This window comes from Peribacillus muralis (genome assembly GCF_001439925.1).
Lineage (GTDB): Bacteria > Bacillota > Bacilli > Bacillales > DSM-1321 > Peribacillus > Peribacillus muralis.
Genome location: NZ_LMBV01000002.1, coordinates 112,222 through 137,363 on the forward strand (window position 1 = coordinate 112,222; position 25,142 = coordinate 137,363).

General features: G+C 42.4%; 15 protein-coding genes. 9 read left to right on the plus strand and 6 right to left on the minus strand.

Features of this window, described 5'->3' with window-relative positions; genetic code table 11:
- Positions 1 to 74 precede the first annotated feature (74 nt).
- The 3 genes from ASU00_RS02940 to ASU00_RS02950 form a co-directional block, all read right to left on the minus strand.
- On the minus strand, positions 75 to 3,047 hold the full coding sequence (locus ASU00_RS02940; protein WP_057911948.1) for a DEAD/DEAH box helicase: 2,973 nt from the start codon (positions 3,045 to 3,047) through the stop codon (positions 75 to 77).
- Complete coding sequence (locus tag ASU00_RS02945; RefSeq protein ID WP_057911949.1) at positions 3,040 to 4,665, minus strand: hypothetical protein; 1,626 nt, start codon at positions 4,663 to 4,665, stop codon at positions 3,040 to 3,042. The genes ASU00_RS02940 and ASU00_RS02945 overlap by 8 nt, the downstream gene beginning before the upstream one ends.
- A gap of 434 nt (positions 4,666 to 5,099) precedes the next feature.
- A complete protein-coding gene (locus ASU00_RS02950) occupies positions 5,100 to 5,993 on the minus strand; it encodes a helix-turn-helix domain-containing protein (RefSeq protein WP_057911950.1) in 894 nt (297 codons plus the stop codon).
- Positions 5,994 to 6,188: 195 nt separating this feature from the next.
- Between ASU00_RS02950 and ASU00_RS26620 the strand changes: the two genes are divergently transcribed.
- Together ASU00_RS26620 and ASU00_RS02955 are read left to right on the plus strand one after the other, a co-directional pair.
- Positions 6,189 to 6,317 carry a hypothetical protein gene (locus ASU00_RS26620; protein ID WP_269085305.1) on the plus strand — a complete coding sequence of 43 codons (129 nt, stop codon included), beginning with the start codon at positions 6,189 to 6,191 and terminating at the stop codon, positions 6,315 to 6,317.
- 226 nt (positions 6,318 to 6,543) lie between these two features.
- Positions 6,544 to 6,861, plus strand: coding sequence for a hypothetical protein (locus ASU00_RS02955; RefSeq protein ID WP_057911951.1), 318 nt, complete (start codon positions 6,544 to 6,546; stop codon positions 6,859 to 6,861).
- A gap of 29 nt (positions 6,862 to 6,890) precedes the next feature.
- Here ASU00_RS02955 and ASU00_RS25285 read toward each other — a convergent pair whose 3' ends face one another.
- Positions 6,891 to 7,037 carry a hypothetical protein gene (locus tag ASU00_RS25285; protein ID WP_161809683.1) on the minus strand — a complete coding sequence of 49 codons (147 nt, stop codon included), beginning with the start codon at positions 7,035 to 7,037 and terminating at the stop codon, positions 6,891 to 6,893.
- A gap of 453 nt (positions 7,038 to 7,490) precedes the next feature.
- Here ASU00_RS25285 and ASU00_RS02960 point away from each other — a divergent pair, with 453 nt between their 5' ends.
- The 4 genes from ASU00_RS02960 (at position 7,491) to ASU00_RS02975 (ending at position 14,998) form a co-directional block, all read left to right on the plus strand.
- Positions 7,491 to 8,930, plus strand: a complete 1,440-nt coding sequence (locus ASU00_RS02960; RefSeq protein WP_057911952.1) for a hypothetical protein — start codon at positions 7,491 to 7,493, stop codon at positions 8,928 to 8,930.
- A 264-nt stretch (positions 8,931 to 9,194) separates the two neighbouring features.
- A complete protein-coding gene (locus ASU00_RS02965) occupies positions 9,195 to 10,235 on the plus strand; it encodes an IS1182 family transposase (RefSeq protein ID WP_057911953.1) in 1,041 nt (346 codons plus the stop codon).
- A gap of 505 nt (positions 10,236 to 10,740) precedes the next feature.
- Positions 10,741 to 12,747, plus strand: a complete 2,007-nt coding sequence (locus tag ASU00_RS02970; RefSeq protein ID WP_057911954.1) for a penicillin-binding transpeptidase domain-containing protein — start codon at positions 10,741 to 10,743, stop codon at positions 12,745 to 12,747.
- Positions 12,748 to 12,931: 184 nt separating this feature from the next.
- Positions 12,932 to 14,998, plus strand: coding sequence for a SpoIID/LytB domain-containing protein (locus ASU00_RS02975; protein WP_057911955.1), 2,067 nt, complete (start codon positions 12,932 to 12,934; stop codon positions 14,996 to 14,998).
- Positions 14,999 to 15,281: 283 nt separating this feature from the next.
- Here ASU00_RS02975 and ASU00_RS02980 read toward each other — a convergent pair whose 3' ends face one another.
- Positions 15,282 to 16,718, minus strand: coding sequence for an alkaline phosphatase (locus ASU00_RS02980; RefSeq protein ID WP_082630123.1), 1,437 nt, complete (start codon positions 16,716 to 16,718; stop codon positions 15,282 to 15,284).
- A gap of 88 nt (positions 16,719 to 16,806) precedes the next feature.
- Positions 16,807 to 19,644: a YhgE/Pip domain-containing protein gene (locus ASU00_RS02985; RefSeq protein ID WP_057911956.1), complete on the minus strand. Its 2,838-nt coding sequence runs from the start codon at positions 19,642 to 19,644 to the stop codon at positions 16,807 to 16,809.
- A 477-nt stretch (positions 19,645 to 20,121) separates the two neighbouring features.
- Between ASU00_RS02985 and secA the strand changes: the two genes are divergently transcribed.
- From secA to ASU00_RS03000, 3 genes are all read left to right on the plus strand, one after another.
- On the plus strand, positions 20,122 to 22,479 hold the full coding sequence (gene secA, locus ASU00_RS02990) for a preprotein translocase subunit SecA (protein ID WP_057911957.1): 2,358 nt from the start codon (positions 20,122 to 20,124) through the stop codon (positions 22,477 to 22,479).
- On the plus strand, positions 22,479 to 22,949 hold the full coding sequence (locus ASU00_RS02995; protein WP_236712581.1) for an SLAP domain-containing protein: 471 nt from the start codon (positions 22,479 to 22,481) through the stop codon (positions 22,947 to 22,949). The genes secA and ASU00_RS02995 overlap by 1 nt, the downstream gene beginning before the upstream one ends.
- Before the next feature lie 203 nt (positions 22,950 to 23,152).
- Positions 23,153 to 24,919: an LTA synthase family protein gene (locus ASU00_RS03000; protein WP_057911959.1), complete on the plus strand. Its 1,767-nt coding sequence runs from the start codon at positions 23,153 to 23,155 to the stop codon at positions 24,917 to 24,919.
- Positions 24,920 to 25,142: the final 223 nt, after the last annotated feature.

The following is a 25,142-nucleotide window of genomic DNA, read 5'->3' on the forward strand; positions in this document are numbered from 1 at the left end:
TGTCGAGCCGGGTTTGGCGAATATTCAACACGAAAAAGGAGAATGCCATTCGATAAGCATTCTCCTTTTCGACCTTATTGAAGTGCGACCAGATCCTTGATTTCCTCTGTGGAAAGTTCGGTGATCCAGTTGTCACTGCTGATGATTTCGTCGTTCAATGCTTGTTTTTTATCAAGCATTTGATCAATCTTTTCTTCGAGTGTCCCTGTACAGATTAGTTTATGAACATGAACGAACCGCTGCTGTCCGATTCGGTAAGCGCGGTCGGTGGCTTGATTTTCGACAGCCGGGTTCCACCAGCGATCATAATGGATCACGTGGTTTGCTTCTGTTAGGTTAAGGCCGGTTCCGCCAGCCTTTAATGAGAGAATGAAGATGGGGAATTCGCCATCTTGGAAGCGTGTAATCATTTCATCACGCTGCTTCTTGTTCGCACTTCCGTTCAGGAATGGAACTTCGATGTTATACCGTTTCTCCAGCAATTCCTTCATCATGTTGCCCATCCCGATATATTGCGTGAAAATGAGGCAGCTTTCATCCTGTTCGCGGACGGCATCAACAAGCTCGGTCAGCTTCTCGAGTTTCCCCGATCGATTCGCCGTCTTCATGATGTTCTCCTTATCCGTCTCTTTTAAATAAAGGGCTGGGTGATTGCAAAGTTGCTTCAGCTTATTCAGCATCTGCAGGATGATGCCTTTTCGTTCAAAGGCTGACAGTTGTTCAATATCAGCGAAGGTATCCTTGATCAGTTGTTCATACAACGATGCTTGCTCGGTGGTAAGCGGGACGAATTCCTTCTGCTCCTGCTTATCAGGAAGATTGAGTGCGACATCTTTATCCCGTTTTGTACGGCGGAGCAAAAATGGCTGTATTAAACGCTGCAATTCCTTGATTTTATCTTTCTGTTCATCCCGTTCGATGGTGGCCACATATTTTTCCTGGAATTGGCCCAGCGTCCCAAGATATCCTTTGTTAATGAAATCGAAAATCGCCCATAGCTCACTTAAGCGGTTTTCCATCGGCGTTCCCGATAAAGCGATATGATGCTGGCCATTGAGTTTGCGGACCGCCTTGGATTGCTTGGTTTGGGCGTTCTTGATGTTTTGTGCTTCATCAAGGATGACGCTGCTCCAATGGATTGAAGATAGCTCAGCCACATCTTGATGCGTCAGGCCATATGATGTGAGCACAATATCGTGCTGTGCCGCTTTTTTGATGAACGCTTCACCTTTTGATCGATTTGATCCGTAATGCAGGTGGACTTTAAGTGTTGGCGCGAATTTTTCCAATTCCTTCTGCCAGTTGCCAAGGACCGACGTAGGGCAGACGATGAGCGCAGATTTTACGGAAACAGGTTCAACAGGTGTGGCGGTCATATCTACCGCATCACTGTCCTCTGTGCAGAATTCCTCTTCGACGATGATCGTTTCACTCTTTTGCTCGTCATTGGCTGTCGTGGGTAGCTCTTTACCTGCTTCTTCTTGGTCTTTAACATGAAGCAGGTAGGCAATCATCTGAACCGTTTTTCCCAGCCCCATATCGTCCGCAAGGCAAGCGCCAAAACCATGCTCCCTTAAAAAAAGCAGCCAGCTCATGCCCAGCTTTTGATAGGGGCGAAGGTCACCTTGAAGTTCATTAGGGACGGGGAGGACGGAAATGTTTTTGGTTTCCCTGAGCCTTCCGACCATCTTACGGAGCTCTTGATTCAATTCAAATTGAATTCGGAGCATATCATCATTTTCTGGATCGTTATCACTATCTTCATTTTCGCCATTCAATAATTCCTGCTGAAGCAAGTCTGACAGCTGTATTCCTTTTTCATTGGCTGTTTCCATCAGCACCTGAATTTGTTTAATGAAAGCCGGGTCAAGCTTGACCCATTGACCGCGAATGAAGACGAGACGCCTTTTTTGGTCAACGAGCTCCTCGAACTCCGCCTCAGTGAGCTCCTTGCCATTCAATGAGAAACGCCAATCAAAATCCATTAAAGCTTTCAGCCCTACGTATGAAGGGCCGCGGTTGGTTTGGCTCTTTACTTTGGCCTTCACCTTCAAGGAAGACTCCTTCAAGGCAAGCCACCATGATGGAAGCAGGATCTCGACGCCAAGGAATAGCAGTTTTTCACTTGCATCGGTCAAGAACTCCCATGCGTCCGTTTCCGAAATCTCCCTTTTCAGCCGGCCATTTTCTCCGAGCCAGGGCACGACGAGCTGCCAGCGTTTCGTGGCCCGCACCACTTCACTTGCATACTTATTCCAGCCGCGCGGCAGTTTTTTTCCGGTATAAGTTTCAATGATATTCTCATCCCTTTTGGAACGAAGGGTTACGTCGAGTATCCACGGCCCATTTCCGTCAGGAGGCTCAGTTAAACGAAGGCCGATAGTGAAGGGCTTCGGATCGGGCTTTGTTCCAAGCCACTCCTGCCAGCTTTCTTTGTCAAAAAAGGCCTGCAGCTCTTCAGGGGAAAGTCTCGAATCCTTTAAAGCACCGACAGCTTCGCTCCATTTATGCTGCATGGGAGAATAATTCTTTAAATACATGTTGGCGGCACCGTTATACCATTTTTCGATGAATGACCGATTCGTTTCCGCTTCAGGCGAAGGGAGATCCAGTGCTATGCTTTCTTCCCAAAATGAAGGGACGAATTCGTCCTCGACTTCTTCCGGAAGCTTCCAGCCTATGGAGTCCAGCTGCAGATTGGTGAAATCGGGTACGGTGATGCCGGCCTCGATCGACTCATGAAGAACGGGTGCCGCTGCAAGGCATAGCGATGAAATCTCGGACCATTCCCATTCTATGAAGGAGTTGAAGCTCTCCTTCGCAAAAAAATTGAGAAGTCCCCACGCATCAAGAATGAATACAGGATTGCCATCCAAGATATCCGTAGTCATTTTCGTGCCATAAAAGCTTGCGTCATCCCAATTGAAGAGCAGCCTGCGTATATGATTCGTGTTGAGGAAGGCATTGTCTTCATTGGCGACACCTAAGGCGTAAGATCCGTTTTCGAGAGCCGCTATTCTGATTTTTAATTTCCCTGGATTAAACATCGATAAGCTTACCCCTTTTTAGTTCTTCTTGGAAAGCGCGAAGCCGTTTGGTTGAGTCGGCTACGTATAATATATAGCGTTCGAAAACGTCTTCCTTTTTGGTCTTTTTATAAATGGTGCGCATTCTTTTTAAATAACGGACGGCTTGTTTATAGGCAGGCCTGTTTTTTAACGATACCTTTTCCTGTACCGCATGATAGTATAGGGGCAGAATTAACTCAGGTTCTTTAGAGACCACCACTTTAATGGACTCACTGCTGATTAAATCAATGCTGATTTCAGAATAAATATGCATCTCCACCCATTTTTTGTATTGTCCTTGTTCAAAAAGAAAATTTGCATAGTTCCAATAGCTGTGTGGAAGGGTGGCTCTGTAAAATTTCTCGAGTAAATCTGTTCGTTTCAATTTATAACAGCAATTGCTGATCAAAGTTGTAAACGTCCTTACGAAGTCCACCCGCTGATAATAATCGGTTAAATCTGCGAGGAACTCCTGGACATTGGCGATGATGAATTCAATGAAAGGAATGGCCCGTGACCGGTTATCTGATTCAGACAGGAGATTCAGCCAATAGAAAATGTATGGACAGGCATCCTTCTTCAAATCCAGGAGAAGTTCAATTGCCTGTTTATCTTGATTCTCCAGAAGGGATAGGTGAATGGCTGCAAGGGAGTAGGACGTCCTCTCCGTCGTGCCCATATACTTGTCTGGAAGTTCTTCCTTGATTCGTTCCAGCTCTTCTCTGCGCCACGAGGAGTTGGAGAATAAGTAGCTCCAAATTTCCCTGTACAGATCGATCTTTTCATATTCAAGACCAAATCCGCCGTCCAGCAGCTTAGCTACATCTTCCTTGATGCTGAAAACGAAGGGATCAAAAGCGAAGGGCCGCGCTTGCCGGCTAAGCGGCTGCACGGTTTCATGCAGTTCTTCCGCAAGGTCGACAGCAAGTGCATAAAAGACCCTGACCGCTTGCGTCTGGCTTTTATGCAGCTGAATCATTTTCAGTGTCAGCTGCATCGTACAAAATTGTGTAACGAAATGGTAAAGCAGTTTCCATTCCCGTTCCATGGGAGCCTTTGAACTAAGGCGTTTAAAGTATGTTTGTATATGATTTTCGATCATATAGTTTGGTTCGCCAATATGGGGCTCGACATGTTCCGAGAAGGTGACGTCCACGAATTGCTTCCATGATGGATAGCTTTTATCTAGCGTAATCGATTTATCCTCCGCTTGTTTCAGTATTTCACTTGCACGTTTTACTTGCTGCAGCGCTTGTGCCGTCGATTCACTCTTTGGTGCTTTCCATTCGCTCAGCCAGTCGGAAACACTGGCGTAATCCGAATACGCGGAAAAGAAAACGGCCATTTGATGCCGGCATATGAACCTTGAATCACATGTACAGCTTCCATCCTGAGGGAAGATGAGATTCAACCTAGCCTTATGACGCGTTTCGTCCTGTACCTCAGCCGCAATCATATCTGCCGCTTCTTCTTTAATTTCAACAAGCCCCTGACGGTATAACTGGAGTCCCTGATTCACCACGTCCGAATCATCTGGATTCCCGGCTTCCAAAAATTCCGCCAGCAGCTCCCCACCTAACAACAACTCCCGCTCCATACTCTCCTCCTTCAGGGACAAGCCCCGCTTACCAAAGTTTATATTTTTACCTGATCATGAATCATCAGTGCTTTGACTTTCTGTCTCGATAACTGGACTTTTTCATCTTCCAATCACTGCTTTTAGCCGTATATTTAATAAAACCCTATAAAAGTCAATATCGTCAAAAATCGCCTTGAATATAAGCGGTATGAAACGGATATATAGCCTTCCAAACAGGAATAACTGGCATTCATGTTAACCAAGCCTCAAAATCTTCATCCACTTACACTGCATAAAACTTAACATTTAGGGCCGAAACCTTTTTTAAAAGTGCCTTTTTTGAAGCATCTCTTTATTATACTTCATTTTGGCTTGGAATTTGAAATGTAGAATAGAGGTTTTGGAAATCGTGGCGAATGGGAAGAGCCATTCCAGTGGGGAATGGCTGTTTCTTAATGACTTTTTAATTTGGTTTCCCAAGCTTTGAATTTTTCATCAATAAAAGTAACGAATCGTTTTTCTTTTTGTAAATCAAAGATCAAGCGGGCTCTTTCCATGTACTTTTTAGCATGTTTATAGTCTGCCTGCAATTCATAGTTATAACCCAGATGATAATGTAACTCAGCTAAAAGGTACAAGTGATCTTCCTGTAAGCACCACTTGATAGCTTCCATACAGTACGTGATGGATGCATTATAATCCTCTAAGCGTGTGGAAACCCTTGCAGAATTATAATATAATCTTGTTTTTATCGTTTTATCATTTAAAAAGGGTAAATGGTTCAAATGAGTTAGAGCCAATTTATCTATAGATCGGGCCTTTTCATAGAGCTTCTCTTCAAAATATATAACGCCCATACTAAGTAGATATTCAATTTCCCGCTCAGAGTAAACCTTGTCTGTTAAATCCGATAAAGCAATCGCTTCTTCGAGATACTGAATAGCTTTATCGAGATTTTTATTCATCATGTACTCATATATGCCTTTGTGCCATATGAGTAATTGGTGGTTTTGTTTATTTTGAGTAAATAAAGGATTTTTCTCTTCTGTTCTAACAATTTCCTTCATTTCTTGATAGTTCATTGTTCTTCGAGCAATTTTTAACTGATGGGAAACTTCTTGTACATAATCTAATCTCGGTGTCATACCGATGTCAAAAAAGTAATTCACATCGACACCTAACCTTTTAGAAATTAAGTATAAAGTAGTCGCGTATGGATAGACATCGCCTTTTTCAATTTTACTGATTTGGGCTTGAGTACAAATGCCTTCTGAAAGTTCTTCTTGAGAAAGACCAATTTGTTTTCTAAGTTCTTTTATTTTTTTCCCTACTGCAAAGAAATCCATGTTAAATCTCCTTAAAATATGCCTAGAGTTATATTTTTAGTGGAAAATAGAAGTATAAAATAGAATGTATCATTTAAAATATGTATTGCGTTTCAGAATAGCTAAAACTTTTAAAATAAAACTATGGTTAAATACAACTATAGAAGTTATTTCTATTAAAACCAATATTTTATTAAAAATAAGGAGGAAGTACCTATGAAAAAAGCTTTTAAGGGAATCACTGTATCCTTTCTTTTAGTAACTGCGATAGTATTAGTAGGTGGCGTTTCACCAGCTGAACTGCCAAGCGTTTTTGAATTACCTTCAGTATTTACTAAGGCATAAAATAACGAATGTATAATACACACTTCCAAAAGGGAGTGTCTTTTTTTGATTTAACTTTATTATTATTCTTTTGCGCATATTCCTGTAGTTATAATTATCCATGCATGACTGATGTACGGTTCATTTGGAGGGTGTGGGAGAAGCGGTAGCGTAGTTTGGAACACCTATTTCCCCTTACGGATTTTGTTATAGTTTATATAACAAAACGGAGAGAGGTGTAAAATTGATGATTGATATTAATATGAAAGTTCAACCCTCTTTTTACGATGATGAATGTGCCATTGTGTTTTCTTTTTATTTTGATAAGGCGACCAGGAAAATTGGTGAGGCTGTCGTGTATACATGCGAAAAATCAGAAGAAAAAGATTGCAACCAAGATCATATAGATACAGATGTACAAGAAAAAGTCGCTTACATTAAAAAATTTTCCATTGTAGATGAATACCAGGCAACCTCCATGAAGAAAATCCAACATTTTTTGAATGTAATCGGTATCAAAAAATGTGTGCGGCACAACCTGCAGGGAAATGAAATTACATCCTAATCACAAAAACTCATGACCTCCTATTCGTGTCATGAGTTTTTTCCATTTAAATGAGTGTTTTGGCCATGCAGTTTCATTTTTTTGATGAAATCGCTCATTTGTTTTCTTTCAGTCGGTTTAGAGCTATGTGTTTGTTTTAAATAGTTCAAGGGCTGTTTATTGCTATTAGTTTTCATGATGTCTCTCCTTTTCTTTTTTTCATTTCCCCTTTTTCGCATACTTAAAACTAGAATTCACAAAGGGAGCTGCGGAGTGATTTCTTTATTCCTATAGTTATATATTTTTTTGTCAGTTCCGGTTTAATTGGAACATATAGCGATTATTGAGGTGTAGAGCTTATATATGGAGAAATTCCGTGTTTTACCTTCTTTATAATACATGCTAAAATGATCCGAATATCGGATTTTTCATTAGAAACATCAGTTTCTAGTACCCTATAGTGAAGAGGGTTGAAGAACCCTTTTCGATGGCCTTCGAGCATTAGCTTGGGGGATTTTTTTTATGAAAAAGTAATTTGTCCATTTTATTTCTATGAAATGTTTCGTTTTGATTACGTAAACATGGGTAAACATAAGAAACAAGTTGAATTAAACCTTGAACATCCATGTTTAATCGGAGGAATATAAATTATGGAAATGAAGCTAGAAAATAATGGTTCCACGAAGGGGAGTTTTCAGCAATTCCTTTTTCCGTTTACGCTCGAAGGGAATAAGATCGAAACGTTTGTGGGAAAGTTGCTTGAAAATCATTTCGTTTTCCTGAACTTGAGAGATATGGACCAGCAAAATCAATTTTACGGTAACCATCAAGTATCACATCGTAATTTGGAAAAGTATTTCATGCCATACATCGAGCCAATCCTATTTCCAGCGAACTTAAAAGAAAAAGAAGGACTGCGGCGTTTTACGAAGAAACTGGATATTGATTGCACGTTTGAATCCCCCTTTTTAAATACCTCATTCATTATTAATTCTATCGATATCTTCATATGCCCATTTCATATTGGCATGATGAATTTGCGTATTACATTACCTGAAAATCTTTCGTACGATGATGTGCTTTATTTTGGAGATACATTTCGAATTCTCGAACCGATTGCTGACGATGAACAGAAGACAAAAGTAGGCTGCAGGAAGAACCAGTATGAACAAGTGAAGGATTTCATCTTCAACGAGCTATTGCCGCCAATGGAGGAATATATGGATGAAGAGCAGACGGATTCCACGTATTTCGGAAGTTTACCGTTCTTTATCGATGAAAGGATGTACGTCATCAGCTATATTGCACTCCCTGAGCATCGTGACATAAGTAAGGAGGATTTATTTAGGGCCAGTGAACTGAATGGATACGACAGTGACGGAGAGCCATATATCGGGGCAACAAACCCCGCTTATATTGATAAGTATTATCAGAAGAGGGTGTATGACAGGTGGGGTGAGGAAACCTTTTATGTAACAAGTTTGTACCATTTCGCTTGTTTGACGAAAGCGAAGGGCAAGCTGGAACGGCAATTGGCTAGTGAAATGTACGGCCAAAACTTTTATTCAATATTGCTCTCCTTTTATTATAAAATTGTGCTTCTAAAGCTGGTACATGAGCATTCCCAAATAGATATTGAAAAAGATCAATCTGATACCGAGCAGTTGATTTTCATGATTACGGAGTTTACTGCAAAATATTTATTCACTGAAGTCAATAGTACGGCGTCTGGTAAAGAGCTATTCAAGATTACGGACGATACCTTTAGGATCGGTCCTCTCTATAATGAAGTAAAAGAGACGCTTTCTTACCTCTATAAAAATCAGGATAAATTGTCTGGTAAGAGTAGTAATTATCTCTTGCAGATCCTAACGATTTATACCGTCGTTTCGGGAATATTCGGGATGAATCTCTATATTGAAGATTGGAAAAAGAAGTTACCGTGGAAAGCGTATATGGATTATACCTTATATGAGTGGGTGGCAGTATTCGTTACGACAAGCGGTCTTGCCATTACATCCATCTTGGGCTTTTTCTTCTTGAAAAAATGGTTGCATGAGAAAAAGAGCCGGAAAAAAAGAATGCTTTAATCCTGAATTCATGTTCAGGATTCGGTCTGTAGACAACCTCGATGATGGAGGGTGTCTACTTTTTTTGTTTTTGTACTTCGAACGTTTCATTGCACTTCAGGCGCTCCCTAATCAAGCGGCGGTCCGTGAGCCTCCTCGGCTTTCAGCCGAGGGCACTGAAAAAGTCCAAATTTTAAACTTAGGGGATGGAAAGTTCGAGTTAGTCAAACTTTCCACCCCTTTTATGCATTACACTTAGGATATTAATGTATAGGTGGTATCCAAATGATTTCAAATCAAGCATCTTTCAATCTTAGTCCCTTTATGGCCATTTACGATTTTGTTGTCCCAAAAGACAATATGCTTCGCCAAATCAATGAACTCGTTGACTTTTCCTTCATTCTAGAAGAATTAAAAAATAAATATTGCCTAGATAATGGTCGCAATGCCGTCTCGCCTATTCGCATGTTTAAGTATCTATTATTAAAATCTTTTTTTGACCTATCAGATGTGGATGTAGTAGAGCGATCAAAATATGATATGTCGTTTAAATACTTCTTAGAAATGGCACCTGAAGATCCCGTCATTAATCCAAGCTCACTAACGAAATTTCGTAAACTCCGCCTACAAGATGTGAGTTTATTAGACATGCTTATTGGGAAGAGCGTTGAGATTGCACTTGAAAAAGAAATCATTAAAAGTAAAACCATTATTGTTGATGCCACACATACAAAAGCACGTTATAACCAAAAATCACCCAAAGAATTTTTACAAGAGAAATCAAAAAATGTTCGAAAAGCCGTGTATCAAATCGATGAATCAATGAAAACTAAATTCCCTTCAAAACCCACTTCCAACGAAGTAAAAGAAGAAGTAGAATATTGCAGTGAAATTATTACCATAGTTGAGAATGAGCCACAAATCGCATCCATTCCAGCAGTGAAGGAAAAATTAAATGTATTAAAAGAAGTCGTGGAAGATTACACAGAACAGCTAAGCTTTTCCAGTGACCGGGATGCTCGCGTTGGAAATAAAACAGCTGATTCTTCTTTTTTTGATATTAAAACACATATTGCGATGAGCGATGAACGCATCATTACAGCTGCGATTATTACAACTGGTGAAAAAAGTGATGGGAAATACCTACAAGAATTAATCGGGAAAAGTAAAGAAACTATTGAGGCGAAGAACAGTGAATTCAAACACAGACACGGGTATGATGAAGCATCATCAACGGTTCTATTAGGCATGAACATCCAAGGAGCAACAGCCATTTTCGCAGTCAACCTCAAACGAATTCTCACGATAATAGATGCAGAAAAGTAACTAAATAAGAAAAAATAGCTCAGTTCCTGTTCCGTATCGAACAGGAACTGAGCAAATTTTGTTTCATAAACAATGATTAATTTAGTATCGTAAGTTTTTCAGCAGCCTCGTTTTTAGCTGCGGGGTCTCACGTAGACGCGCAGTTCCCGGAGGATTCTCGCGCCTTACTTTGAACTCCAATCTGGAAGGAATCTAGGTTAGGAGCTCCATCAACCCTAGGTGGAGGGTCTAGACTTTGCCCTTTGCTTTGCACTTAAAGGACTTGATTTGCCAGCGGCACTCGTGGGGGTGCGGCATATTTATTGGGAATCAGCTTTTTTTGACGTGTAGATGGACCTGTTTTTTTCTAGTTGCTGAGTTTTATATCGATGTGTAGGACTTTTGCTTTAGTGAAAATAGGATAAAGTAGCAAAATAAAGAAAATGGTCATACAAATTCCCCCATTCCCTCTAATATTTTGATAAACTATATGTATATCATTCTAACTATTCATTAGGAGGAACTCATGAAGAAACTAGCTATAGTTTCCAGCTTGTTGTTGATGAGCGTACTTTTCCTGGCGGGCTGCTCGGATGAGCCAAGTCCGGAAGAGCGCTTTGCGGCATACACCAAGCTTTGGAATAAACAGGATTTTACAAAGATGTACGAATATCTGTCACCTGAAACGAAAAAAAACATTAGCGCGGATGAATTTGCGAAGCGTTATGAAAAAATTTATAACGGCATAGAGGTAGACCAATTAAAGGTTGATTATAAAAAGCCCAAAGAAGAAAAAAAGCATAAAGATGGAGAAGAAGTAAACCTTGCTTATACCGTTGATCTATCGACGCTGGTGGGGGAGGTAAGCTCCGATCATCAAGCTACCCTTGTCAAGGAAGGCGAAGGTGACAAGGAAAATTGGTACATCAAGTGGGATGAAAGCTATATTTTCCCCCAGCTGCAAGCAGGTGAAAAGATATCTGTTCAAACATATCCAGCCATCCGCGGGGAAATTGTCGATCGAAATGAGCGCGGCCTTGCCATGAATGGAACAGTCGCGGAAGTGGGGATTGTGCCTGAGAAAATGGCCAACGAAACCGAAACGGTCAAACAGGTCGCTGGAATCCTTAATATGTCCACCGACGAACTGGATAAGAAGTTAAATCAAACATGGGTGAAGCCCGGTTATTTTGTACCGATCAAGAAAATGTCCAATGATAATTCTTCAACATTGGAAAAGCTTTTGGCCATTCCTGGGGTATCGGTCAATAATACGGAATCCCGGATATATCCATACAAAGATGCTACGGCCCATCTGATTGGATATGTCGGTGAAGCATCTGCCGAAGACCTGGAAAAGTTGAAAGGGAAGGGTTATACCGCAAGTGACGTCATTGGCAAGCGCGGTCTTGAAGAAGTTTTGGAAGGACGCTTGAAAGGAAAGCCAGGCGGCAAGATTTATATTAAATCAGAAGATGGCGAAGAAAAAGTGATCGCTGAAAAGCCTGCTGAAGAGGGAGAGACCATTACATTAACCATCGACGCCGAGCTTCAAAAGGATATCTTCAAGCAATATAAGAACGAAGTCGGCTCTGCAACGGCACTTGATCCGAAGTCGGGCGAAACGCTTGCACTTGTATCGAGTCCTTCATTCGACCCCAATAAATATGTTTTTGGGATAACAAATGAGGAGCGAAAAGCGCTGGAGGAAGATTCCAAAAAGCCGCTGCTGAATCGTTTCAGTTCGACCTTCGCACCGGGGTCGACGATAAAGGCCCTCACTGCCGCAATCGCTTTGAAAAATGGAGTGGATCCGAACGAGGCAATCAATATCCAAGGAAAAATATGGGCTAAATCGACATGGAAAGACCATTCCATCACAAGGGTCTCTGACCCGGGTGTTGCCATCGATATGGAGAAGGCTTTAATATATTCTGATAATATTTATTTTGCTCAGAAAGCTTTAGGGCTTGGTAAGGAAAAATTCACAAGTGGACTCAAAGCGTTTGGTTTTGATGAACCATTGAACTACGATTATCCGATAAAGGCGTCAAGCATCGGGAAAATCGACAGTGAAGGTCGCTTGGCTGATGCTGGATATGGTCAGGCGCAGGTCCAAATGAGCACGCTTCATCTGGCTATGACCTATTCAGCCTTCTTGAATGAAGGAAACATCGTCAAGCCTACGTTGCTGTCAGGAGATAAAAAAGAAAAGGAAATATGGAAGGAAAATGCCATGACTGCTGAGCAAGCGAATAAAATCACTAAAATGCTGACGCAGGTAGTGGAACACCCTAAGGGGAGTGGACATGGTATTAATGATTTGGGTATCAAAATCGCAGCCAAAACGGGAACGGCTGAAATCAAGGCATCCAAAAATTCCGATGGAACGGAAAATGGCTGGTTTGTAGCCGTGGACACGGAAGACCCGGAGCTCCTCATGGCCTGGATGGTTGAAGATGTAAAGGGAAGAGGCGGCAGCCATGTCGTTGTCGATCATATGAAGCCTGTCTTAAAGAAGTATTTGAAATAAACGGTAAGTAAGCTGGATGTGGATCTTTCCATGTCCAGTTTTTTTTTTCATGTGAGTACAGCATTGAAGTTTTGATAGAGAATGAAGGAATATAGGGAAGATATCCAGAATCTATAATGAATCAAATTATAGAAGCTGTTGAAAATCTTTGAAAGATAACTAGGTAGGAAAGAGGTTGAAAGGAATGGGAAGTTTAAAGGGTTTGTTTATGGCTTTCTTTATCATTTTTGCTATATTTCCTTCACATGAAGCAATTGCAGCTAAAGAGAATGCAACGATGGAAGTGAAATTGAAGAACTATTTAGGAAATCAGACGAGTGTCAAAATAACGGCAACAGGGGATTACCAGACTTCCAGAGGAGAGATTTTCATCAAGGCAGGAGAAGAGATGACTTTGAACGTGAAGTCAGGAAAACTTGCCGCGTATAAAGAGTCCAAGAAATTGGGATCATTTGCTTTATTAAAAATCATTCCGGTTAAGGGAGATGCTTTACTGTCCATTAATGGCCGGCCGTATCATGGATCATTTTTATTTACAGTGGCTGGAGGTTACATCCGGCCTATCAATCATGTGCATATCGAGGATTATTTAAGGGGTGTCGTTCCGAACGAAATGCCTGCACTGTGGCACCCTGAAGCATTGAAAGCACAAGCGGTTGCCGCCCGGACATATGCTACTCACCACCAAGCGGAAATGATCGATGATACGATATCCTATCAAGTGTATGGAGGGGCGGATGGTGGCAGGCGCACGAATACCGCCATCGAACAGACAGCCGGTATGGTAATCAAGCATGATGGGGAAATAATCGAGGCATTCTTTTCCTCAAGCAATGGAGGCATGACCGAATTGAATTCCAATGTTTGGTCAAGAGGAAATCCTCTAGGCTATTTAGCTATAAAAGAAGATGCCTATGATCCAAAAACGAAATGGACGATAACGCTTGATAAGCAACAAATCGATCTGTCAAACAAAGACTTATCGAAGCCAGCTGAATGGTGGACGCGTGTAGAGGAAAAAGATAAAACGATTGTACCTAATCTAAAAGCTTGGCTGAAAAGTAATGGATATGCGAACCGGGATATAAAAATAACCGAAATTCCCGTTTTGAGCTTTACTGATAAAAAAACGGGCGGGCGGGCAACGAAAGGGTCCATTAAACTAAAATTCTATGCCAGAGGTCTCGTTAATGAAAGCGGGAAACTTAAAGAGCAAAAGGTTGAGCTTACTAATGTACCAGCTTCCAAAATCAGGGGCATGGTCGGTCGAGAAGTGATGAAAAGCTATTTGGTGGACCATTCGGGATCCGATTCTTCCAAAATTGACATTGAAGGGTCTGGCTACGGTCATGGAGTCGGCTTAAGCCAATTTGGCGCCAAGACAAGGGCGGAGGCAGGTCAAGCGTATCAGCAGATATTAGCATTTTACTATCCTAACACTACTATTGCCAGGGAATATGGAGAAGCATCAGAGATATCCGAAGAGATTCCCATTAAAAATGCGAAGTCAATAAACATGAAAGCGAAGCATGATTCTGTTAATGATAAAGTCACTATCACCTATTCGCTTAAAGAAGCTGCAACCGTATCGCTCATGATTAAAGGTGATGAAGGCAAAACGATAACGACACCAGTCAATGAACAATCATTGAAAAAGGGAAGTTATGTGGCGGTCTGGAATGTTGATAAAGTACACAATGGTACATATGCAGCAGTAGCCTCTGCCAGGGATGGAAGCGGGATGGAAGCAAGGGAGACACTGGAATTCAAGGTGAGCAAAGATACGCCGCAACCAATAATCACCGATGTCGAAACAATGGGAAATTACAGTACAGAAAAAGTGAACATCGCCTTTACGATAAACGAAAATTCGAAAGTGGCAGTGGAAATCAAGAATGGCAAAGGCAAAGTGGTGGGCGTCCTTGCCGAAAGGGAGTTCAAGAAAGGGCGCCAATCGGTTAACTGGGATTTTGGGAGTATATCGAACGGGATGTTTACGGTGTTGATATCCGCCAAGGATGGGGGCGATGCCGAGGAAGCCGTCTCAACGAAAATCCCGATTAGGAAGACGATGGGAATCGTGGCAGCAAGGGAAATACGGATAAAAGAAAAGGCAGATTCTTCTTCCAAAACGAGCGGAACGCTTTATGAGGATCAAGCTCTCACGATATTGGCTCAACAAGGTGAGTGGTATAAAGTGAAAAAGGGAAGCCAAGTCGGTTTTGTACAGAAGAAACATGTCAAGAAATGAAGATGAAAGGCGCTGCTTCTGGAGTCATCCAGTTTTGGTGAATCTGTACGTCGACCGTTTCATTGCACTTAAGGTGCTCCCTTATTCAGAGATGGTTGGGGAGCGTCCGCGGTGCTCGCGCCTGAGTATTCTCACGTAGACACGCATTCCACGCAGGCGTCACGTGGCATATGCAAACAAATCAAGAACACTTACGATATGCAGTTATTTGAACAATAGAAGGATTTTCATCTGCTTCAAATTCAATATAGTTAGCAACAATCATCATTAGCGAGGAATGAGTTCATTCCTCGCTTTTTGCTTTATGTTCACCGGGCGTGAAGGGGACATCGGCGGCTTTAGTGATGATTTTTGAGATATCGGTATTTTCAATGACCCCATCAATGTCTTCGCTGCCTGGACCTGCGGCGAAAACGGGAATCATATTGGCTGTATGACCTCCAGTTGAACTGGCAGCGCGAATACTCCGATCAGCTACGCCTGCCTTATAGTGTCTGGCGATGGTGCTGCCGATTTCCCAATCGATACGATGCTGCGGATAGACGAGCGTTCGGTTCTTTCTTACGTTGTTAATGAATTGGCGCACTTCTTTATCGGTAAGGGATATATGGGCATAGTTCTTGAATACGGAAGAAACACTTTCTGGTTTAATTTCATGATTTCTATCGAACGTAAGCTGTTTGGACATAAATTCAGTTGATGCCCGAATTTTTTTTAAGGCTGCGATGTTCATCGTTTCAGATGCGGAGATTCCCATCGTTTCATGGTCCGCGAGCACAACGATTAGCGTATCATTTCTGTTCTTGGCCCAATGGACAACCTCTTTCACGGTCTGATCAAATTCGATCGTTTCCTTCCATATCCCTGTGAAATCGGCTGCATGCTCCATCGAGTCAATTCGTGCACCCTCAGACATCAAGAAGAACCCTTTGTCACCTTGAGACAAAACACTAATTGCTTTGGCTGTCATTTCGGGCAGTGATGGTTCTTGGGAATGCATCACTTCTTTATCAAGCTTGAAATTCATATAAGTCGGGTGAAATAGGCCCAAAAGCTTGTCGGTTTTATGAATGGAACTGAGTTCGTCTTTAGTCGTCGCAATTCCATAGCCTGCTTTTTTGAATTTCTTGACTAAATCCTCGCCATTTTGCTTATCTTCTCCAAAATAGCTGGCCCCTCCGCCGAGAATGACGTCAATTTGGTTGTCGAAGAGCTGCCTCGCGATATCGGCCCCACCCGTCCAACGGTTCGGCACACTTGCGCCAAAGGCTGCAGGGGTGGCATCGACTACCATATTGGTCGAGATGATCCCGACTTTTTTTCCGTGGTTCTCAAATGCATCCAATACACTGTCCACTTCATTGCCATTAACATCGACGCCGATTGACTCATTGTTGGTTTTAACACCAGTGGCAATTGCGGACCCGCCAGCAGCCGAGTCGGTGACATGATTATTGGCTGAATAAGTGCGCATCAAGGCGACATGGTCCAGTTTTTCCATATGTAAAACACCTGTTTTACCATATTCGAATTGCCGGGCGATTTCCATTGCACCTAACCCCATGCCATCGCCAATTAGCAGGATGACATTTTTGGGTATTTTTTTCGTTTCTGCTTGAATGGGATGGGTGATACCAATTAGGCAGGAAAACAAGAGTAAGCCAAAGCGATAGGGCTGGAAAAGTTTGCGAATGTATGATTTCCTAAATGTCTTCTTCATCTGTAATCCTCCATTTGTTGTTTGTGTCCCTATTATTTGTTAAAGTCCATAAAAAATCCCCTCCTGATATTCAGGAAGGAGATAGGTTTTATGCTTCAATATGGGTTTGTTGCGAAGCACGTCTCGCCTTGAACCAGATGACCGTTAGCGAAAGAGCGATAAATATGAGAAGGAAAGCGCCGAGAACGCTTACACTTGACCAAAATAAATCATGATTATTTAAGGTTATGACTGATTTAAAGCCATTGATTGAATGCGTAAGCGGGAGAAAATGACTCATTCTTTCCAGGTTTTCAGGCAGCATTTGAACAGGCAAACTTGATCCTGTTGTAGATAGCTGTAAAACCAGGAATGTAAATGCAATGAATCTGCCTATATTGCCTGCCAGTACGACCAGGAAAAACACGATTGAAAGGAATGTTACGCTGACGAATATCGAGAATAAAATCAACATGATGCCATTTGTGAATGTTGATTTTAAATAAAAAGAAGCGAATACGGATGCGATTAGCGCCTGTGCCGTGGCGAAAGCAGCCATCGTTCCTAGCTTATTGGCATACCATCTGAAGGACGAAATTTCTGTAAAGGCCGGCTTTTGTAAGTCGAAAAGACATGCCATCACCAAAACACCAACAAATAGTGCTAATGAAAGGATATATGGAGCATTAGCATAGCGGTATTTAGGGAATGCATTGATTGCCTTCCCGCTCAATTGGACGGGTGCGGCGAACATATCGATATTTGGTTCATTCGCATGAATGCTACTCAATTTGCCGGCACCGCCTGAAAGTCCAGTAGCAAGCTCTTTGCTGCCATCTTTAATTTTATTTAATCCGCCATCCACTTGCTCGACACCATCAGATAAAGGACCCCAGCCTGTTTTAACGGTGTTCGTACCGTCACTTACCTGAATCATCCCTTCATTCAGTTTGTTTGCACCGGCTGTTAACTGATTCCAGCCAGCTCTTACGGTTTGGTTACCGGCAGCTACGGCTCCAGTTCCGACTGCAAGCTCACCTGTTCCATCGGCCAGTTTGCCTGAACCATTAGCTAGGTCATTACTTCCGGACGCTGCCGATTGAATGCCATCGGCAAGTGCGCCCGAGCCATTGGCCAGTGTGCTCGTGCCTTGAGCCAATGCTTTATTGCCATCAGCTACCGAACGGGTACCGTCGGCGACTGCGCCTGAGCCAACAGCCAATGTTTCACTTCCTTCAGCTACTGAACGGGTGCCATCGGCAAGTGCTATTGAGCCATTTGCCACAGCGCCAGAACCATCAGCCAATTTTTTGTTGCCTAGAGCTACACTGCTTGTTCCATCGGCAACCTTTTCGGCACCATCGGATAGTAGGTTTGTCCCTTGGACGACACCTTGGGTTCCTCCATATACTTGTTTTTGTCCTTCCAGCAATTCATTCAGTCCCGCCTCTAAATCAGTGGAGCCCTTTGAAGCGTTTTTCAGTCCCTGAGAAAGTTGCTCCGTTCCATCAGCTAAGGTTGGGGTTTGATCAGCCAAAGCGCCCAAACCTCCCGAGACTCTTTGACTGCCAGTTACTAACTGCTGATATGCAGGGCTTTCTTTAAGGTCCGGAACTTGTTCTCCAAGTTTTATGATACCAAGCTCTACATCTTTTGCACCCGGGGCCAGCTGTTTAGCCGCTGCATTTACGGCAGCAGCACCTTCGGCAGCCTTGTTGCTGCCAGCTTCCAGTTGCGTTAAACCGGACTTCAATCCGTTGCTGCCTGATTCAGCATTCACCAAGCCATCCAATACCTTCTTTGCCCCTCCATTCACCAATGTTGCCCCATTGGCTAAATCTTTCATGCCCGTGTTCAACTTTTGAGCACCATCGCTCACTTGATTGGCGCCGCCGGATACCACCTTTGCCCCTGCATAAACGGAGCCTGCTCCGTCCTTTAGGTTTTGAGCGCCATCATTCACTTGATTGACGCCTCCCGATAACTTCCTTGCCCCTGCATATACGGAATGAGCGCCATCATCCACCTGACTGGCCCCGCCACTAAGCTTTTGGGCTCCCGTATTGGCTTCATTGATGCCACCGTTGAGTCTTTGGGCCCCGGAATTTAATTCGGTCATGCCAACGTTCAATTTTTGGACACTTGCATTTAATTTCCTGGCGCCGCCGTTTATTTGCTGCATACCGGTATCGACTTGGTTAGCTCCATCCGCTAATTTACCGATATCAGTTTGTTTACCTACCATTGAGTTGTACATTGTACCGGTTCCAACCTTTAACTGAGCTGCTCCGCCTGCAAGCTTGTTGATGTCAGGTGCTTTTTGCTGCAGTGATTCGAGGATTTGAGCCGTTCCGTTTTTTAGTTTCCCGGCGCCGTCATTGATTTGCTGTGAGCCTCCTGCCCCTTCATTGAAACCGTTTTCAATTTCGGCCAATTGAGTGAGAAGGGCTGTCGTATAACTGGCCGTTACTTTATCTGATAGATTTTCACGGATGCGCTCGGTGGCGCTTCTGGTGACTTGAGCAGCCATGTAATGCAGACCTTCGTTTTGTATATAGGTTAATTCAGGTTTAACAGGTTTTTCGTCTAACACCGTCGTTACATTTTGAGAGAAGTTTTCGGGAATTTCGATGACCATATAATAGTCTGTATCGTGCAGACCTTTGTTTGCCCTTTTAGCATCGACAAAATCCCAGCCAAGGGTATCGCTTTTCCTTAGCTCCGTTACTAAGTCCTTACCGACATTAATCGGCTTATCTCCCATCGTACTACCTGCATCCTTATTGACTACGGCAACCGGTAAATTAGACAAATTATCGTACGGACCCCATTTTGCAGTTAGAATGATTGCTGCGTAAATGATTGGAATGAATAAGACAGCTAGAATGGCAATGATCCAACCCGTCCTATTAGTGGAGCCGCCAAACTGTAACCCTGAACCTTTCATACATTACCCCCTATATACCTTGATAGTTGTGAAATGGGATGGAAAATGTCCCGCCCTACTTCATAACACAGTATATTCTGACTATTTTTGTTAAATCCTTCTTGGATTTTACAAATATTTTCAGCGTACACCCTCATTTTTAGTTAAATAGTTTCAAAGAATAATGATTTTGTTGTCTGGAAAACACTTCTTTAGTCGGATGTTAAAATGAAAACATAATATGAATGGGTATTCATTCATATTTGTTTAGCAAAAGTAATGAAAAAGTATTATACTACGTTTGATTATTGAATAATGATTTTTGTTTGTATAAAACGACAGAATTCACAGTTTGGAACCGATATTGGATAAAGCGGCAGGTTGTGAAAAGAAGATTTACTATTGATTACAATATATAGATGATTTTTAATAAACAGTAAATATATAACTGATATACTTTCAGTAGAGTTCAATCGAAATAGTAGAAGAGGGGACCTTATGCGATCGGCTATGAAAAAGTTCTTCAATGAAAGCTCGAAAGACCTAAAGCGTATATATAAAGCGGTAGATGCTGTGAATCGGCTGGAGAGTGAATATGAAAGCTGCTCAGATCAAGAATTAAGGACAATGAAGGATAGATTTACAAACGAATTGAATGCTGGAAAAAAAATAAGGGATATTCAAATCGAGGCTTTTACAGTCGTTCGGGAGGCTTCTAAACGGGTTTTGAGGCTTAGGCACTATGATGTTCAGCTCATGGGCGGTTTTGTTCTGAACGAAGGAGCCATTGCCCAGATGCATACAGGAGAGGGAAAGACACTTGTCGCTACTTTGCCTAGCTATTTACATGCATTGCAAGGAAAGGGTGTCCATATCATTACGGCCAATGAATACTTGGCGAGACGTGATAAAGAGCTGATGGGACAAATCCATGAATTTTTAGGACTGTCTGTTGGTTTGAATATTTCCGGCTTGGATGCCGCTGAAAAACGTGAAGCCTATGCAGCAGATATCACGTATGGAACGGCAACCGAGTTCGGTTTCGATTATTTGCGTGATCATATGGTTTTGCAAAGAGAAGATAAAGTGCAAAGAGGGCACGATTTTGCCATTATCGACGAGATTGACAGTATTTTAATTGATGAAGCAAGGACACCATTGATCATTGCGGGTAAGTGTAGTGAAGGGACAGCGCTTCACGAAATTACGGCACAAATCATGAAGTCTCTTATAAAAAACGTGGATTATGAGGTCTCGATTGAAGCGAGTGCTGCCTCATTTACGGATCATGGTGCGTCCAAAATTGAAAAAGCTTTTGGCATCGAGAATCTGTACGACATAGAGCACCGGGAGCTATTACACAATCTATCACAGGCACTAAAAGCCTATGCAATCATGAAACGGGATGTTGATTATATCATCATGGACGATCAGATTTCATTGATCGATAAATTCACGGGCAGGGTGATGGAAGGAAGAAGCTTCAGCGATGGTCTTCATCAAGCTATCGAGGCAAAAGAAGGTCTGGAGATTTCCGCGGTGAATGAAACGCAGGCTTCTATCACCATCCAAAATTATTTCCGATTATATCATTCAATCTCCGGTATGACTGGCAGCGCCATGCCAGCAAAGGCGGAATTCTGGGAAACCTATCAGCTTCCCGTGATTGAAATTCAAACCAATAAGCATATTATTCGTTCAGATGAGCCGGATTTGATTTATAAGGATGAAATCAGCAAGATTAAGCAAATCGTTACGGACGTAAAACGAATTCATTATGAAGGAAGACCGATTCTAATCGGGACAACCTCTATCGAGCAATCAGAAAAAATATCGGTTCATTTAGAACGGGAGAACATTAAGCATCAGATCCTTCATGCAAAGACGGAAAAGGATGAAGCGGAAATCATCGCCAAGGCCGGGCAAATAAACGAAGTGATGCTTGCTACGAACATGGCTGGAAGAGGGACCGATATAATACTGGATGAAGCAGTAAAGAAGCTGGGAGGTCTTCATATCATCGGTACGGAGCGGCACGAAAGCAATCGGGTTGATATGCAGCTAAGGGGACGTGCCGGGCGGCAAGGTGATCCAGGCTCCTCGCAATTCATCATTTCTTTGGAAGATGAGTTGTTTGATTACTACGATCGAGAAGGAATGGACCGGTACTTAAAGAAAATCAAAACGGATGAAACAGGACTGGTGATCGGTCCTGCACCCGATAAATTCGTGAGGAAGGTGCAGGAAACGATCGAGCAGCAGCATCAATCAAGCCGTAACCATTTATTCAAGCTGGAACTTGCAATGAATGAGCAAAGCGAAATCATTTTTGCAATGAGGGATGAGGTACTTGATTTCGAGACGGAAAAGCTGAATGCGGTTATATTCGAATATATCGAAGCGTACATTCGCAGGCTAGCGGTTAAATTTGATTCTAAGAATATGGATGAGATTACTACCTTGATTGAAGAGCTTTCCCTTGTTTTTCCGTCGTTGCACTGGCAGACAAGTGATGGGGAGGATTTGGATTTTCATCTAGTTGAAGCCAAAGCGATGGATGCTTTAGCCGAAATGAAATCGATGCTGGAAATTTTTCAAGTCGATACGGATTGGGGTAATCAGCTGCGTGCTTTCATCCTGCATCATATTGATACAAATTGGATGAACCATTTAGACGAAATGAATGGTGTGAAGGAAGGAATCGGATTAAGCGGATATGGTCAACAGGATCCGTATATGTTGTTCGAAAAAGAAGCGCTTAGTCGATTTAATTTTCTGCTGAATAAAATTGAGTCGGATATCAGTATTCATTTCTTCGAATATATGAAGAGCAACCAGGAGGGGAGCGATGATTGATGAGTTCATTTTATAAAAGGGTTAATGAGAGGAAAGCAATTTTAGCTTCCACTGAACATAACGTACCCAAGCAGGCTGACTCTGTTCAAACCTCCCTGCTCTTTCATGACGAATGGAACATTTCAAAGCAAGAGGAATACGTTTATAGGTTCCACCATCAACAGCTGCCAGCGTTAAAGCCCAACCAAATTTCGATATCCGGGGTGAAGCTCGTTAAAGAAGAGGATGATGTAATCATCATCGCATTTTTAAGAAATTCATTGGAGAAAGCGATCCGCTTTGAAATCGTGGATATATGGTTAGTGGATGGGAGCGGAAGAGCATGGGCAAAAAAGGCATTTGATTTATCCGTTCTTGGTGAAGTACCTGCACTTTCAAGCATACCATGGCGATTCTTATTCGAGGAAGATGATAAGCTGGCAGAAACAATTCCTGATGAAGAATGGCAGATTGTATTTGCATGGAAGTAAGGGGAGGAAAAACACGCCGGGTTTAGCATTGCAAAATTCAAGATATGCAGAAACAGTCGTAAAGCTCTCATCTTTTGATGAAGGCTTTTTTTGTGCGTTTCCGTCTGCAATTTCTCATAAATGGCAACGCTAAGTAATATTTATAAGAATCTTCCGTAACCAGGCTTGGCCCTGGAAATCATGAAGAGGAAAGTGGCAGGCGCATGAAATTTAACCTTAGCGAGCGATTGAAGGAGAGGCTATTTGAACTCTTGTCGGTTTTAATCGTGACCATGCTTTTCATTTATACGAATGCTCAGATGGGCAATCCTCTCTCAGTCGGGATTGTCACGATTATCGTAGGCATTTCCGGCTTTATTGTTTACTTGAAGGAGTGGGTACCGAACAGGATCGTGAAAGGCTTCGTTTTTTCCCTGATCCTTGTTTCAATCATGGCCTTTTTCCTTGCCGATATTTGGTTTTATCGTTATTATGCGACACCTATGAATTCTTATTTGTGGATGCAAAAAAGCAACCTGAATGGGTTGGGTGAAAGTATATTCAGCATGTTCGATATGAAGGATGTCGTCTTCCTCTTGGCAGGCATACCTATTGCCGAGTCTTTTATGAAGAAAAAATATCCGCTCAAGCACATGGCACTTATACCTGCATTGCTATTCGTGTTGATTGCGGGGCTTAAGCCGGTAAAGAATATCTTCATCGACAAAGTCGATATAACCCGGCGCTACGAGGCGAATACCTTTCTGCGAAACTGGGGCCCGATTGGACATCATGTATTGGACACGTATGCCTACTTTTCTGATTCGGGAAAGCATGAGATATCAGCGGATGATAAAAAAGCCGTTGCTGAATACTTCAATAAAAAGACCAAGCCTGTTCATGATTTATCAGGCTCGTTGAAGGGGAAGAATCTCATTCTTATTCAGGTGGAGTCATTACAGGCATTTCCGCTATTTCAGGAAAGTGCCGGTCAGGAAGTCACACCCTTCATGAATGAACTTGCGAAAGGCGGACTATATTTCCCTCATGTATATCCGCAAACCGTATTCGGGAATTCGTCTGATGGGGAGCTGATTGCCAATACGGGATTATATCCTTTGAAGCAAGGTGCGACTTTTTTTCGATTTCCTTATAATGACTTTCCTGGTCTTGCTAAGGAGTTAAAAAAGTCGGATTATGAAAGCTTTGCCTTCCATGGGGATGAGGAGGACTTTTGGAATCGTCAGCATGCATTTCCTTCATTGGGGTTTTCCGATTATTATTCGATAGAGGATATGAAACAAGATGAAATGATATCGATGGGATTGGGGGACCGCAGTTTTTTCAATCAGAGCTTTAATATCTTAAAAGATAAAAAAGATCCGTATTATGCCTTTTTTGTGACATTGACCAGTCATGTACCTTTTTCGCTGCCGAAGGAAAAAATAACATGGAAATCTGAAGCAGGAAAGGAAGGAAGCTACCTGACTAATTATTTTGAAGCTATGCATTATACCGATTCGGCGATCGGTGGATTCGTCAAGCAGCTGAAGGATGCAGGCAAACTGAAAAACAGCGTGATCGTCATATATGGTGATCATGATGGGCTTTTTTTAAAAGATAAACACGCGGTTGAAGCGTACTATGGAACTAAGATTAGCGATGACGAGTGGGTGGCCAAGTATATGCCCATCCCGGTCATCATCTATCAGCAGGATATGGAAGGAAAAACGATTGAAAAGGTAGCGGGGCAGGTCGATATTTTACCGACACTTTATGATTTGTTTGATATTAAGAGCTCTACATACTTTGGTGAAAGCATGCTGAATGGTGAAAAGGGAGGTGCCTTGATATTGAAAGGAGATTATGGCTCCCAAATGAAAATAAATGCAGAAGGCAGGGTCGAAGAAATTTCTCCAAAAGACCAAAAGGAAATTGATCTCAGTGATCAAGTGATCATTACTGATTATTTTAAACAAGCGAGGGATTGAAATAAGGTTGTAGACAATCTTTTAGGGGCTGGACTTGCCTACAGTATTGGATGGTTTGTAAGTAGACCCGTTTCATTGCACTGCAGGCGCTCGCTTTCCGCGGGCGGTCNCGTGAGCCTCCTCGGCTTTCAGCCTGCGGGGTCTCACGTAGACGCGCATTTCCCGCAGGAGTCTCGCTGCCTTCCGTTTCATTGCACTTTGCTTGGGTAAGATAGAACTTCAG